The sequence below is a fragment of the Burkholderia sp. A2 genome, from assembly GCF_001729305.1.
In the GTDB taxonomy this organism is placed as follows: domain Bacteria; phylum Pseudomonadota; class Gammaproteobacteria; order Burkholderiales; family Burkholderiaceae; genus Burkholderia; species Burkholderia sola.
Genome location: NZ_LZXX01000105.1, coordinates 276,280 through 290,343, shown reverse-complemented (window position 1 = coordinate 290,343; position 14,064 = coordinate 276,280). Strand labels below are relative to the sequence as shown.

Annotated in this window: 17 protein-coding genes; 11 read left to right on the top strand and 6 right to left on the bottom strand. The window is 65.5% G+C overall.

The annotated features are described in order from the left end of the window. Positions 1-32: 32 nt before the first annotated feature. Complete coding sequence (locus tag A9Z05_RS21785) at positions 33-965, bottom strand: LysR substrate-binding domain-containing protein (protein ID WP_069619885.1); 933 nt, start codon at positions 963-965, stop codon at positions 33-35. A 138-nt stretch (positions 966-1,103) separates the two neighbouring features. On the opposite strand from A9Z05_RS21785, the gene A9Z05_RS21780 reads away from it, so the two are divergent. Both A9Z05_RS21780 and A9Z05_RS21775 read left to right on the top strand, forming a co-directional pair. Then, a complete protein-coding gene (locus A9Z05_RS21780; RefSeq protein WP_069619884.1) occupies positions 1,104-2,333 on the top strand; it encodes an MFS transporter in 1,230 nt (409 codons plus the stop codon). Then, positions 2,320-3,216, top strand: a complete 897-nt coding sequence (locus A9Z05_RS21775; RefSeq protein ID WP_069619883.1) for an oxidoreductase — start codon at positions 2,320-2,322, stop codon at positions 3,214-3,216. The genes A9Z05_RS21780 and A9Z05_RS21775 overlap by 14 nt, the downstream gene beginning before the upstream one ends. A gap of 125 nt (positions 3,217-3,341) precedes the next feature. Here the strand turns inward: A9Z05_RS21775 and A9Z05_RS21770 are convergent, their stop codons facing one another. Beyond that, entirely contained in the window at positions 3,342-3,944 is a 603-nt protein-coding gene (locus tag A9Z05_RS21770; protein WP_069619882.1) for a DJ-1/PfpI family protein, read from the bottom strand. Positions 3,945-4,247: 303 nt separating this feature from the next. On the opposite strand from A9Z05_RS21770, the gene A9Z05_RS21765 reads away from it, so the two are divergent. Then, positions 4,248-5,405 (top strand): DUF4382 domain-containing protein, encoded by a 1,158-nt coding sequence (locus tag A9Z05_RS21765; RefSeq protein WP_069619881.1) that lies wholly within the window; start codon positions 4,248-4,250, stop codon positions 5,403-5,405. Between the two features lie 303 nt (positions 5,406-5,708). Here A9Z05_RS21765 and A9Z05_RS21760 read toward each other — a convergent pair whose 3' ends face one another. From A9Z05_RS21760 to A9Z05_RS21750, 3 genes are read right to left on the bottom strand one after another with little or no spacing between them, the layout of a single operon-like run. Continuing rightward, entirely contained in the window at positions 5,709-6,170 is a 462-nt protein-coding gene (locus tag A9Z05_RS21760; protein ID WP_069619880.1) for a chromate resistance protein ChrB domain-containing protein, read from the bottom strand. Between the two features lie 14 nt (positions 6,171-6,184). Continuing rightward, positions 6,185-7,357, bottom strand: coding sequence for a chromate transporter (locus A9Z05_RS21755; protein ID WP_069619879.1), 1,173 nt, complete (start codon positions 7,355-7,357; stop codon positions 6,185-6,187). 19 nt (positions 7,358-7,376) lie between these two features. Then, entirely contained in the window at positions 7,377-8,339 is a 963-nt protein-coding gene (locus A9Z05_RS21750; RefSeq protein WP_069620110.1) for a chromate resistance protein ChrB domain-containing protein, read from the bottom strand. Positions 8,340-8,634: 295 nt separating this feature from the next. Here A9Z05_RS21750 and A9Z05_RS21745 point away from each other — a divergent pair, with 295 nt between their 5' ends. From A9Z05_RS21745 to A9Z05_RS21725, 5 genes are all read left to right on the top strand, one after another. Further along, complete coding sequence (locus tag A9Z05_RS21745) at positions 8,635-8,919, top strand: hypothetical protein (protein WP_050013512.1); 285 nt, start codon at positions 8,635-8,637, stop codon at positions 8,917-8,919. A gap of 257 nt (positions 8,920-9,176) precedes the next feature. After that, complete coding sequence (locus A9Z05_RS21740; RefSeq protein WP_069620109.1) at positions 9,177-9,461, top strand: hypothetical protein; 285 nt, start codon at positions 9,177-9,179, stop codon at positions 9,459-9,461. Positions 9,462-9,507: 46 nt separating this feature from the next. Continuing rightward, entirely contained in the window at positions 9,508-9,717 is a 210-nt protein-coding gene (locus A9Z05_RS21735) for a hypothetical protein (RefSeq protein ID WP_069620108.1), read from the top strand. Positions 9,718-9,752: 35 nt separating this feature from the next. Continuing rightward, on the top strand, positions 9,753-9,965 hold the full coding sequence (rpsU, locus tag A9Z05_RS21730) for a 30S ribosomal protein S21 (protein ID WP_069619878.1): 213 nt from the start codon (positions 9,753-9,755) through the stop codon (positions 9,963-9,965). A 9-nt stretch (positions 9,966-9,974) separates the two neighbouring features. Then, the gene (locus A9Z05_RS21725) at positions 9,975-10,181 is read left to right on the top strand and encodes a hypothetical protein (protein WP_069619877.1); all 207 of its coding nucleotides are present in this window, start codon (positions 9,975-9,977) and stop codon (positions 10,179-10,181) included. Here A9Z05_RS21725 and A9Z05_RS21720 read toward each other — a convergent pair. Beyond that, positions 10,165-10,524, bottom strand: a complete 360-nt coding sequence (locus A9Z05_RS21720) for a hypothetical protein (protein ID WP_141723457.1) — start codon at positions 10,522-10,524, stop codon at positions 10,165-10,167. The genes A9Z05_RS21725 and A9Z05_RS21720 overlap by 17 nt on opposite strands. Positions 10,525-10,565: 41 nt before the next feature. Here A9Z05_RS21720 and A9Z05_RS21715 point away from each other — a divergent pair, with 41 nt between their 5' ends. The 3 genes from A9Z05_RS21715 (at position 10,566) to A9Z05_RS21705 (ending at position 13,984) form a co-directional block, all read left to right on the top strand. Then, positions 10,566-11,300 (top strand): ABC transporter substrate-binding protein, encoded by a 735-nt coding sequence (locus A9Z05_RS21715; protein WP_069619875.1) that lies wholly within the window; start codon positions 10,566-10,568, stop codon positions 11,298-11,300. A gap of 421 nt (positions 11,301-11,721) precedes the next feature. Beyond that, complete coding sequence (locus A9Z05_RS21710) at positions 11,722-13,029, top strand: dicarboxylate/amino acid:cation symporter (RefSeq protein WP_069619874.1); 1,308 nt, start codon at positions 11,722-11,724, stop codon at positions 13,027-13,029. 13 nt (positions 13,030-13,042) lie between these two features. Further along, positions 13,043-13,984: an amino acid ABC transporter substrate-binding protein gene (locus A9Z05_RS21705; RefSeq protein WP_069619873.1), complete on the top strand. Its 942-nt coding sequence runs from the start codon at positions 13,043-13,045 to the stop codon at positions 13,982-13,984. Positions 13,985-14,064: the final 80 nt, after the last annotated feature.

The window sequence follows — 14,064 nt, the reverse complement described above, 5'->3', positions numbered from 1 at the left end:
GTGTCGTACCTCGCCCGGCCTGATCGGCGAACCTAGCCGCCTTCCTGACTCGCCATGCCTTCCATCCACGCCTCGAACGCGGACACGGCCGCATCGTCGGCGCGATCGGCATTCGTCACCAGCATGTAGTCGTCCGCACGCCAGACGGGCGATGCGATGGGACACACGAGGCGCCCTTCGGCAAGATCGCGCCCGATCAGCGGCAGCGATGCCAGCGCCACGCCGAGCCCCTCGATCGCCGCGCCAAGCTGAAGATTCACGTGATCGAATTCGACATGGCGCGCCGCTCGCAGATCGGGCGCGCCCGCTTCCTTCAACCAGTGCGACCACGCGGCACGCGTCGTGGCCGAATGCAGCAGCGTGTGATGACGCAGATCGGTCACGCTCTGTATCGGATGCCGGCGCAGCACGGCGGGATTGCAAGCCGGCACACGCGGGTCGGGCATCAACGGACGCGAGACGACGCCCGCGCCTTGCTCGGGACCGGAGCGGACGCCGATATCGAAAGCGTCGGCGACATAGCGCAGCTTGCGCGACGTCGTCGATACCCTGACGTCGATGTCGGGGTACCGCGAATGGAAATCGGCGAGCCGCGGCAGCAGCCAGCACAGCGCAAAGCTCATCGGCACATTCACCCGCACGACGCCCGATATCCGGTGCGCGAACGGGTTGTGGCGCAGCCGCACCACCGCGGTACCGAGGCGCTCGAACGCGTGGCTGACGTCGTTCAGCAACGCGGCTCCTTCGTCGGTCAGCACGACGCCACGCGGACGGCGGTCGAACAACGGCAGGCCGAACCAGTCTTCCAGCAACCTGATCTGTTTTCCGACGGCCCAGTGGGTGACATGCAGTTCCGCCGCGGCCCCGGCGAAGCTGCCGTGCCGCGCGACCGCATCGAAAGCGCGCAGCGCATTGAGCGGAGGCAACTCGTCCCGGTGCTTCGAAGTACCTCGGCTTTCGTCCATGACGTGACTTTTTCTCTCTGTTGACGGGATTTTAGCTCAATTGAAATGGGTGGCGCCCCGGTCATAGAATTGACGCGTCGAGCCTGAAAACCATACCGCGAGCGCCTTTCATTCACCGCTCGTACGGAGAGAATGACAATGCGCTTGCCCGTTTTTTCCCCTCCCGTCGTGCGGGAAACTGCACCGTCGAGGCCGCGCGTGCTGTGGCTATCCTGCGTTGCGCACGCCATACACGATGGCTATACGGACATGATCTACGCGCTGCTACCCGTGTGGCAGTCGGAATTCGGGCTCGACTTTGCGGCCCTGGCTATCCTGCGCGGCGTCTATGCGGGCACGATGGCGACGCTGCAGTTGTCCGCGGGGCGTGTCGCGCAACGTCTGGGCAGCGGCGCGACGCTCGCAATCGGTACGCTGCTCGCCGCGCTCGGCTATGCGATCGCGGGCATGTCGGGTGGGCTGCTCGGGTTGGGCGTCGCGCTCGCGATCTCGGGCGGCGGCTCCAGCACGCAGCATCCGATCGCGTCGGGCGCCGTCTCCCGTGTCTACGGGCGCGACGCGAGAGGCCCGCTGAGCATCTACAACTTTTCCGGCGATCTGGGGAAATCCGCGCTGCCGGCCGCCATTTCGCTGCTCGTGACCATGATGCCGTGGCGTCATGCGCTATGGATCGTCGCCGGGCTGGGCTGCGTCGTAGCCGCCGGCATCGCGCTCTGGTTTCCCGCCGTGCCCCGCGCCGCCGCGCAGGCAACGGCAAAAGAGCAAACGTCCGCTCGACACAGTGGCACCGGCGGAAGCGGATTCTCCGCGCTGTTTTCCATCGGCGTGCTCGATACGGCCGTACGCATGGGACTGCTTACCTTCCTGCCTTTCCTGCTGAAGGCAAAGGGCGTTTCGCCGCAACTGCTGGGAACGGCGCTTGCACTCGTTTTCATTGGCGGTGCGGCCGGCAAATTCACGTGCGGCTGGCTCGGCGCGCGCATGGGGACGGTGAGGACGGTGCTGCTCACCGAGGGCGGTACGGCGGCGTGCATCGTCGCGGTGATATATCTTCCGTTGACGCTTACCATGGTGCTGCTGCCGATTCTGGGCATGATGCTCAACGGCACGTCGTCGGTACTGTACGGAACCGTCCCGGAGATGTCCGCACCCGAGCGCACCGAGCGCGCATTCGCGATTTTCTATACCGGGACGATCGCATCGGGCGCGATCTCGCCCGTTCTCTACGGTTTCCTGGGCGACAGGATCGGTGTGCACGGCGCCACGTATGCGACCGCGTTGACCGCGCTGGCGATTTTTCCGCTCGCGCTCGCACTGCGCCCGCATCTGACAGACCACTCACAGGATGAACGCCATGACGAAGCCTGACTACCCGAGCGTCGCCCTCGTCGGTCCCGGCGCAATCGGAACGACCGTCGCCGCGGCCCTTCATGAAGCCGGCCGCACGCCGGTAATCTGCGGCCGCTCGGCGCACGAGCAGTTGACGTTGCGCTTCGACGGCGGCGAGATCGTCGTGCCCGGGCCCGTGCTGACCGATCCGCAAGCCGTCCACGACCGGTTCGATCTCGTGTTCGTTGCGGTCAAGTCGACGCAGATCGCGAGCGCGGCACCGTGGGTCTCCGCGCTATGCGACGCGAATACCGTCGTCTGCGTGCTGCAAAACGGCGTCGAGCAGAAAGCCGCCTTCGCACCGTACGCGGCCGGCGCCACGATCGTGCCGTCGGTCGTCTGGTTTCCCGCGCAACGCGAATCGGGCACGTCGGTGTGGCTGCGGGGCAAGCCCCGGCTCACCCTGCCCGATACGCCGGCGAGCGACGTGGTGGTCTCGGCTTTGCGCGGCACGCGGTGCTCGCCCGAGGTGGCGGAGGATTTCATCTCGCTCGCGTGGCGAAAGCTGTTGCAGAACGCCGTGGCGGGGCTCATGGTACTGACCGGTCGCCGCGCCGGCATGTTCGCGCGAAGCGACATCACCGACCTGTCGCTCGCGTACTTGCGGGAATGTCTCGAGGTCGCGCGTGCGGAGGGTGCGAAGCTGGGCGATGAAGTGCCGCAGGAGATCGTCGACGGATTCCACGGCTTTCCGCCCGATTTGGGGACGTCGATTCTTGCCGACCGGCAGGGCAACCGTCCGCTCGAATGGGACTGCCGGAATGGCGTCATACAGCGATACGGACGAACGCACGGCATTCCGACGCCGATCAGCGATCTGGTCGTGCCGCTTCTCGCGGCCGCGAGCGATGGTCCGGGCTAACGGCGAGGCACGCTCCATCGAGCGCGATTCGCGTGAACCCGTGCTGGAGACGACGCCGGTGACGAACGCCACGGCGGCCCGTCAGTTCGCCGGTCGCGGCTCGCCGCGATGGATTGACTGTCGAGCTAGGGCAAGTAGGGTTTGAGGTTCGCCAGCGCGCGGGAAACATACTCGTCCTTCTCCCCGACTGGCGCGACGTAGTGCAGCGCGCCGCGCGCGGCGTCCTCACCTTCCAGCCGCGCAATGAGCCACGCGGCCAGATATTGAGAAGCAAAGCAGCCACCCGCCGTGGCGACGTTACCTTGAGCAAAGAACGGCTGATTCAGGACGTCGACGCCCGCCTCGATCACCCACGGTTTGGTCGTGAGATCGGTGCACGCCGGGATTTTGCCGAGCAAACCGAGCTTCGCCAGAACCAACGTGCCCGAGCATTGCGCGCCGATGAGCTGGCGCGCGGGGTCCAACAACTTCAACTGCGCCATCAGCGCCGTGTCGTTGACGATTTCCCGGGTTTGAATACCGCTCCCGATGATGACGGCATCGGCCGCGCAAGCGTCCGCCAACGTCGACTGCGCATGCACGGTGACCCCGTTCATCGACGTGACGGCAGGCTCGGGGCAACAGAGGGTGACCCGCCAGCCGGGCTTCCTGATCCGATTGAGCACGCCAAGCGCAATGAGCGAGTCGAGCTCGTTGAAGCCCTGGAAGGTTACGATCGCGATGTGCATGGGATACCCTGTCTCCAGTCGGTGGACGCATCTTGCCAGATTGCCGTCACGAAGGGCCCTCCCTTACCGACAACTCAGTGTTACAGCCGGCAAAGCTGGCGATAACGTATGACGAAAGGGATTGCGCCGTACGACGCAATCGCCTTCGCCGCCCGCCCGGCGTGCGCCGAAGCGACATCCATGCCGGCCAAGATTTACCGATCGAACAAATAGTTACCGTTCGTTTCAAAGTTACCCAGATAGTGAGCTGCGGCCCGGCTATTCTTCCGTCACCCACAATAACGATCCCACTGGGGGTGACATATGAACAACCTGATCAAGAGCGCCCTGTGCGCTGCCTTCGTACCATTCATTCTCGCCGGTTGCGGCGGCGGCGACGACGGTGGCGGCACGCAAACCGGCACGCTGCACGTCGCAATGACGGATGCGCCATCGTGCGGCTTCGACCACGTGTACGTCACCGTCTCGCAAGTCCGCGTCAACGCCAACCCGAACGCCAATGATAACGACGCCGGCTGGTCGACCGTTTCCCTCGCGACGCCGCAGAAGATCGACCTGCTGTCGCTGACCAACGGCGTGCTCGCCGATCTCGGCCAGACCGCACTGCCAGCCGGCCAGTATCAGCAAGTCCGGCTGGTGCTCGCGCAGAACCAGGGCAACAACCTCGCCAACTCGGTCGTCCCGACGGGCGGCACGGAGCAGGCGCTCGCCACGCCGAGCGCGACCCAAAGCGGCTACAAGATCATCCAGCCGTTCACGGTCCAGCCCAACACGCTCGTCGATCTCGTGCTCGACTTCAACGCATGCAAGTCGATCGTCCAGCGCGGCAACGGCTCGTACGCACTGAAACCCGTCGTCACCGCGATCCCGACCGTCGTGAGCGGCGCGATCTCTGGTTACGTCGCATCCGCCGAAGCCGGCGCGACCGTCTATGCCGAACAAGGCGGCAAGGTCGTCCGCGGCACGGTGGCCGACAGTTCCGGGAAGTTCGTGCTGTCGCCGCTGATCCAGAGCTCGACGCAGGGCAACTACGATGTCGTGATCGTGCAGAACAACTTCGCGTCGGGCATCGTCCGCTCGGTTCCGGTGGTCGTGAACACGACCACGGCGGTGTCGGCGTCGAGCGCACCGATCACGCTGCCGGCCTCGACGATGAGCACCGTCAGCGGTACGGTCACGGCCAGCGCGAACGCCTTCGTGCGCGCGCTGCAGACGATCGACGCGAACGCCTACGAGATCACGTCGATCAACGCGAACATGGACACCGGCGCCTATGCGCTGTCCGTGCCCGCGGCTGCACCGATCGTCGGCACTTACTCGGGCTCGCTGCCGGTCGCGCTGGCCGCAGCGCCGGCCGCCGCGGGCCAATATACGATCGAGGCCGACGCGGCATCGGGCGCGACCCAGTCGGCGAACGTCAACGCAACGACCAGTCAGTCCAACGTCAACTTCAGTTTCTGACGCGCTGACCGCATCATCGAAAGGGCCGAACGGCCCTTTCCTATCAACGGGAGAACGAAGTGAAAAAAGGGGTAATCGCAGTGCTCGCAGCGGCGAGCATGGTCGGCGCGCTCGGCGGGTGCGTCGCCTATGTTCCGGGCCCACCGGTCGTGGTCGCGCCGCAAGGCGGGCCGGGGAATGGATTCTGTCCGCCGGGACAGGCCAAGAAAGGCAACTGTTGACGAAATGCCCGCGCATCGCGGGCATTTTTTCATCTGTCGACGGAGCCGGACGGTTCGACGAATCCCCCCGTTCTCCGCGTCGTCACTCCGCCATCCTCGGCGGCCACGCATGGCCTTCGGCCTGACAATGCCTGCACCACGCATACAGCGCGTCGTACATGACGAGACCGTGCTCCAACATCGCGTGATCGTCGGCAAACATGTCCGACAGTCCGAGCGAAATCGCATAAAGGCCGCTCGACTGCGGCGTCAGGTCGAGCCGCGACGTATCCGCGCCGCGAATGATGCGGGCCATGTGCTGCAACGCCCGATCGTCAGCCAGACCATACTTGTCGAGAAACGCGTCGAAGCTGCATTGCTCGCCGACGTGCGTCAATTCCACCCCCGGAATGTCGTACGGAATCGCGCCGGTCTCGTCGGCGATCCGCAGCACGTCGCCCGGCGGGACATACAGAAATTCGGGCGTCTCGTCGATAAAACGGGCAATGAGCCAGGGGCACGCTACCCGGTCGATTTTCGGACGTTGTCGCGTAATCCATTGCATGACGGCCTCCACGATCAGTGATGCAACAGCGGGTACACAATCAGGCCGATCACGGCGGCCCCGCCGACGACCACCGGCTCCGACAGCTTCTTGAACCTGACCAGCAGCACGATCGTCGCGAGCGCCATCAACGCGGTGGGCACGTCGACGATCGAACGCCGCGCCAGCACGATCACCGACCCGGTGATCGCGCCGACGGCCGCGGCCGTCACGCCGTCGACGAATGCCAGGATCGCCGGCAGCCTGCCGTACTTCTTGAAGTACGGCGCCGGCAACACCGTGAACAGATAGCACGGCAGAAACGTGCCGGCCGCCGCCACGCACGCACCCGGCAGTCCCGCCACCAGATAGCCGATGAAGCCGACCGTGATGACCACCGGGCCTGGCGTGATCATCGCGACCGCCACGGCGTCGACGAACTGCTTCTCGTTGAGCCAATGGTGCTCGGTGACGACGCCACCATAGAGGAACGGCACGATGGCGAGCCCCGAGCCGAACACGAACGCGCCGGCCTTCGCAAAGAACACGGCGAGTTGCGCGAGCTGCGGCCAGTCGACGATACCGAGCCATGCGCCGGTGGCGGACACGGGCAACGCCACGGCGGCATTGACGCGCCGCTGGCGCAACCACCTCGGCGGCGCGCGCGTGAACCAGACGAGCAGGCCCGCCGCGAGAAACAGCCACGCCACTTCGGATTCTGTGATCACCGTCACGGCGACCAGCGCGAGGTAGATCGCCCAAAGGAGCTTGTCGCGACCGATGCTCTTCACGGTCAGCTTGCGCGCGCTGATCGCGATGATGCCGATCACCGCCGCGCCGACGCCATAGAACACCGACTGCATCCACGTCAGGCCGCCGAATCGCGTGTACGCATAGCCGAGCAGCACGACCATCAGAAACGACGGGAGCACGAACGCGATCCCGACCATCGTGGCGCCGACGATCCGGTAGTGCACGTAGCCGAGATAGATCGCCAGTTGCGCGGCAAGCGGGCCGGGGGCCAGCTGCGCGAGCGCCAGGCCTTCCTTGTAGTCCGCGTCCGCGATCCAGCGGCGCGTGTCCACGAGATCCCGATGCATGTAGCCGGCCAGCGCGACGGGCCCGCCGAAACCCGTCGCGCCGAGCCACGCGAAGTACAGGATCAGTTGCCACAGCGTATAGGCCGGACGGTCGCGATGTGTATTCATGTCGAGGCGGGCAGCGAGGTCAGGGTTTGCGGTTGCCGCGAAAATGCACGTACAACGAATCGAGTACCGCGCCGATCTCCATCAGCAACGCATCGTCGTCGGCCAGACGCTTGCGGGCGCCGGCGAGAATGGCCTCGAATCCGCCGGCTTCCGGCACGGTCGCGCCGCCCACGTCCAGCGCATGCACCATGGCCCCCAGCCGGACGAGTCCGTCGTCGTCGCCGAGCCCGAAGCTCGCGACCAGCACCTCGAACGACACGCGATCGCCCACGTGCGTGAACGGAGCGCCGTCGAAATCGAAGCCGAGCGCATCAGCCGGACAATCGGCGAGGTTGTCCAGCCACACGAAACGCGCATGCGGATCGATGAAACGCCGAATCAGCCACGCGCTGGCGACGCGATCGACCCACAGGTGACGGCGCGTCGCCCACAGCCTGCCCTGATACTGCGCGGGGTCGCGACGGGGAATGCCGCGTTGAGCGGCATGCGGCTCGCCGGGAGAGCGCCGCGCTTCGATCGCGGCGGTGAAATCCCGCCATTGCGCGTGCGCGCGCAGCGACGTTTCACCGGGAAAGAAATCGATGCTTCGAATGGCCTCGTACGTGCGCGCGTGGCGGCGTTGCAGGCGATTGAGATCGGCTGCCGTCAGGTCGGGCAGCGTCTTGCGGGCCTCCGAAAGCTCGGCCAGCCAGTCTGCGTAATCGCCCGCGCGATCGAACAGCGACTTGTACGCTTCTTCGTCCGCGGGATCGTCCGCACGGACATCCAGCAGCCACGCGTGGCCGTCGCCGTTACGCGCGTCGTCGGCCAGCTCGCGCAACTGCGCCGCCTGCTCGGCATGCGCCGGCAACAGGTAGGCACCGTCGCGCAACGCGCCGCAGCCGAGCGCCTTGACGGTACGCCAGATGCGCATGCGGGCAGTCGCGCCGGAGGTCGGCAGACTGACGATCAACAGGAGCCAGGGCGTCGGGGCGGGATTCATGACGGCAGCATAATGGGCCGTCACGAGCACTGCAATTCAGTAGATATCGCTACAACGCTTCGGCGGCAGGCCGCTCCACTCGACGCGTGGAGCGCGCTCCACCTGACGGCCGGATCGCCTCGTCGCCGGACCGACGCCGCGGGACATCGTTACGATATCCTGCGAATCGAGCGGTTCAACGCATAAACTGAAAGCACGACACGGCGAATTCCCGTCGCGCCATCGCGCGCTTTCGCCGATACCGTTCCGAATGCAGCCGGACGGCAAACGCAGGCCCACACATGAAACCGCGCCAATGACAATCGATCCCGGCTCCATTCCTTACTATCTCGTCCTTCGGGCCGGTTGGCCACCCTATGTGTTGAACGCGGATCGTCAAGTGCTGCGCCGCCAGGCGAGTCCGCTCTTGCTGGCATTCGCGCGCACGCGCGGCGCGATCGCCCATGTCGACGACAGCGCGTGGAACGTCTTCTCCGACAGCGAGGGGCTCACGGTGGTCGAACGTCGCGAGACCGGGTTCTTTTCGCTGGTCGCGGGAAACGAGACTGAACGTCAGTTGCAGTTGCTGACGACGCTCTGACGCCGGCGCCGCGCGTGCCGCCGTGCCTGCGCCGCCTGGAATAAATCGACCGCTCGGCAGACGATGCGCGTATGATGGGTCCATCCGCGCGATCAGCCGTCCTTTGACCGTTCGCCCCTCCACCCACCCGCTTGCTGCATCGCCCCTCCTTCGCGCTGCAACGTTGTCCCCTTCACCCATCGGCCCCCCATAACGGGAATACTGGCCGGATGTGTTCGCCCATGCGACTCGTCGTGGCCGAACGCCAGGAGTTCGTCATGAGCATGCACGTCTATCGTGGATTCGAGATTTATCCACTCATCTATCCTCACGTGCCGGCGCTGAACGGCTGCCCGCATAACTACGACGCCGGATTCGACGCGGCGGTCAAGATTTGCCTGCGCGGCACCACCGATACGCTGACGCAGAGCCAGACCTTCAGATTGGGCGACGCATCGCCATTCGACAACGCCGGCGACGCGCGTCGAGCGTCGGTGCGCTATGCCGAGAACATCATCGACGACAATCGCGGCAAACAGGGATTCTTCGCCAGCGCGTGCTGACGCGGCTCGTCAATGCATACACCTTTTCGGTACTTTGGAGGTCGAAATGATCATCGACGAACTGCTCGGCTTGATCAGCCGGCGTGAAGTCACCCGGATCGACACCGCCGTGCCGGCCGGAATCGCCGATTCGGCGATGTGCCATCAACCCGAGCTGCACATGTTCATGGCGGTCCGTGCGCTATCGATCGGCGCAGGCTATTCGGAATTCGAATCCGACGAGATAGCCAGCGCCGTCATGACACGGCTCGGCTAGCTTTCCGTTCCCACCTCTTTCCAGACAGGATCTACATGACGACAATCACGCCGAAGCTGAACGAACCGATCGATGTCACGCTGCGGCGATTCCGGCGCGACATCGAGAAAATCGGGCTGATTCGCGAGCTGCGCAGCCGCACGAGCTACGAGAAGCCGACGACGGAGCGCAAGCGGAAAAAAGCCAGCGCCGTTGCCCGACAGCGCTTGCAGGCGAAGCGCCTGTTGCCGCCCCGAAAAATGTACTAGGCGTACATCGTGTACGACATGCCGGCCGAGGCCCCACCGTTCTTCCCGCTGACGAAATGCGAAGTCGATTTCGATCGGGAGAACGACATGGTGACACTGCTGCCGAGCTTCTATGCCTTCGGGTGCGAGTACACCAGCCGCGGGTTGCTGATCGGGCGCAGCGATGCACTCAAACTGATTGCCGCGATCGAGAAGGCGCTCAGCATTCAGGAGTGAGCCGACAGCGGCGCGGCAGCCCGCTCGTCGGATTGCCGCCGTCGATGTCCTGCATCGTCAGCCAGTCGTCGCGCGCGAGAATCCCCGGCCCGATACGCGCCGCCGACAGAAGCGCCTCGTTGTCGTTGCCGATCCTGCTGCCGCGCGCCTTGATCGCATGTGGCTGGCCGTCCAGCGTCAGCTTCCGCTCCGGACACGTGTGCAGCCCCGTAACAGGGATGCAGCGGCCGCCCATGAAGGCCGCGTGCCGACTCAACGTCTCGTCGTCTCCACCCAGGCACGCCCGCAACACGCGATCTACGACGTCCGGTGATAAGCTCGGCATCGACGCGCTGTCGCGCATTCCGTCACCCGACCGACCCCACGCCTCCCGCGAGTCCGCCCATGCCCATCGCTCCTGCTGTCGTCGCCGCCTTCACCCCCACCGGCAAGCTCCGCGCCTCGATCAACCTCGGCAATCCGATCCTCGCGAACCGCGACCCGGCAACGGGCGAACCGTTCGGCGTATCGATCGACCTCGCCCGTGCATTCGCCGAGCGCCTGTCGGCCGACCTCGAACTCGTGGTGTTCGACACGGCCGGCAAATCGGTGCAGGCGCTGACCGACGAGCGCGCCGATTTCGGCTTCTTCGCGGTCGATCCGCTGCGCGGCGAAACGGTCGCGTTCACCGCGCCGTACGTACTGATCGAAGGCTTCTATCTCGTGCCGGACGCATCGCCGATCCGCACCAACGCGGACGTCGACCAGCCACACAACCGCGTGGCCGTCGGCAAGGGCAGCGCGTACGACCTGTTCCTCACCCGCGAACTGAAGGCCGCGCAGATCGTGCGCGCGCCGACGTCGCAGGCCGTCGTGCCGACGTTCGTCGAGCAGCAGCTGGAAGTGGCGGCCGGCGTGAAGCAGCAGCTCGAAACCGACGCCGCGAAAACGCCCGGCCTGCGCCTGCTCGACGAGCGCTTCATGGTGATCCGGCAGGCGATGGGCGTGCCGAAGAGTCGCGGCGACGCGGCCGCGGCGGCACTGAGCGCCTTCGTCGAGGAAATGAAGGCGTCGGGCTTCGTCGCCGACTCGCTGCGCCGGCACCGCATCACGGGCGCATCGGTCGCGCCGGCGGGCTGATCGAGAATCGCGGGCCGTCACGCCGAATGCGTCCGTTCGCTGGCCGCCGGGATCGTCCGGCTCGCGGCGCAAGCGGGCGATTTCAGCACGCGCCTGCCCGATCCCAGCGCGCGTGACGCGTGCAACATCGCGGCAACGCAGCATCGCTCGCCGATCAGCGCCGGACGGGCGCACATGGCGCGGCGGCGCAGGTCATGCCGATCCGGCGGCCGCCGAACAAGCGATGTGCTGCTCCGCAACAAACCGGTAGCCGGTTGCGCCGGCTTCTGGCACGAAGCGCCACCGGCGCAGCCGCCGTCGCCCGATCGGCCGCGACCCGGCGCTAGCGCAAACCCGAACCCGGTTGCACTGTTCATCGCGATTCTGGTCCTGTATCGTCGTCCCATCCCCGATTGCGAAACCGCTGCATGGGAGGCTTACGATGCGAAAAAAGAATGCTGCAGCCGTCTGGATCCTGATCGCGATGGTGGCAGGCATCGCGATCGGCTACATGGTCTTCACGAGCTTTCCGGACAAGAAGGCCGCCGCTGAAATCGCCGGGTACATCTCGCTCGTCTCCGACGTGTTCCTGCGGCTGATCAAGATGGTGATCGGGCCGCTCGTCTTCTCCACGCTGGTGGTCGGCATCGCGCACATGGGCGACGCGGCCTCGGTCGGACGCGTGTTCGCGAAAGCGTTCGGCTGGTTCGTCACCGCATCGCTGGTCTCGCTGCTGCTCGGGCTGCTGATGGCGAACCTGCTGCGGCCCGGCGACAATCTCGGCTTGCCGCTGCCGGACATCGGCGCCTCGGCGAACCTCGCGACGTCCAAGTTCACGTTGAAGGATTTCGTCGGCCACATGGTGCCGAAGTCATTCGCCGAGGCGATGGCGAACAACGAAATCCTGCAGATCGTCGTGTTCTCGATGTTCTTCGGCGTCGCGCTCGCCGCGCTCGGCGAGCGCGGCAAGATCCTCATCGCCGCGATCGACCAGTTGTCGCACGTGATGCTCAAGATCACCGGCTACGTGATGAAGCTCGCGCCGCTCGCGGTGATGGCCGCGATGGCCGCGACCGTCGCGGTCAACGGACTGTCGGTGCTGCTGAAGTTCGCGGTGTTCATGGGCGACTTCTACGTCAGCCTGCTCCTGCTCTGGGCATTGCTCGTGTGTGCCGGGCTGTTGTTCCTCGGCCGTCGCGTGTTCAAGCTGCTGGTGCTGATCAAGGAAGCGTTCATGCTGTCGTTCGCGACGGCCAGTTCCGAAGCCGCGTACCCGAAGATCCTCGACGCGCTCGACCGCTTCGGCGTGAAGCGCAAGATTTCGAGCTTCGTGATGCCGATGGGGTATTCGTTCAACCTCGACGGCTCGATGATGTACTGCACGTTCGCGTCGCTGTTCATCGCACAGGCGTACAACATCCACCTGTCGCTCGGCACGCAGATCACGATGCTGCTGGTGCTGATGCTCACGTCGAAGGGGATGGCCGGCGTGCCGCGCGCGTCGCTCGTCGTGATCGCGGCCACGCTGCATCAGTTCGGGCTGCCGGAGGCCGGGCTGCTGCTGATTCTCGGCGTCGACACGTTCCTCGACATGGGCCGCTCGGCCACCAATGCGGTCGGCAATTCGATCGCGAGCGCGGTGGTCGCGAAATGGGAAGGCCAGCTGCTGTCGGAAGCGGAAGCCGAAGCCAACGCGGCGCGCATCGAAGCGGAACTGGAAGCGACGATCGCCCATCCGACCGAAGTGTGACGGAGGTCCGGCGATGAAGATGCAGCGATTCTGGCGTGCGCTCGCGCTCGCGGGCCTGCTTGCCGCGGGCGCGACCGCTCGCGCGGAAGATGCACCCTCGACGCCGCCGCGCGTCGAGCCGTTCGCGCCGGCCCAACTGACCGGCACGCTCGCGAAGGTGCGCGGCAGCGGCACGATCTCACTCGGCTATCGCGACGCGTCGATACCGTTCTCGTACCTGAACGCGCGCAACCAGCCGATCGGCTATTCGATCGAGCTGTGCAAGGCGCTCGTGTCGTCGATCGAGGATGCGATCAACCAGAGCCTCACGATCCGCTGGGTGCCGGTCACGTCCGACAACCGCATCGACGCGGTGGTCAGCGGGAAGGTCGATCTGGAATGCGGCTCCACGACCAGCAACCTCGAGCGCCAGAAGCGCGTGGCGTTCTCGCCGATCTTCTTCGTGGCCGGCACGAAAGTGATGGTGAAACGCGGCGCGCCGATCCGCTCGTTCCGCGATCTCGCGGGCAAGAAAGTCGCGGTGACGGCCGGTACGACCAACGAGAAGGCGCTGCGCGACCTGAACGAGCGGTTCAGGCTCGGGATCCAGCTACAGGTGGTGCCCGATCATGCGCAGGGCTTCGCGCTCGTCGCGAACGGCAGCGCCGACGCGTTCGCGACGGACGACGTGCTGCTGTACGGCCTGATCGCCGAGAATGCGGGCAAGGGCGGCCAGTACGACGTGGTGGGCGATTTTCTGTCCTACGACCCGTACGGCATCATGTTCCGCAAGGACGATCCGCAGCTCGCGCAGGTCGTGAAAAGCACGTTCCAGGAACTGGCCGCCGACGGCGAGATCGCACGTCAGTACAAGCGCTGGTTTCTGCGCCCGCTTCCGTCGGGCTTGAGTCTCAACCTGCCGATGAGCCCGCAACTGGAGACCATCATCGAGGCGATCGGCGTCAACGGGAATTGAGCGCGGCGCCATCGTCGACATGAACTGACAAAAACGAGAACGGCCCCGATGCCTCGCCAGGCACCGGGGCCGCTCGCCGG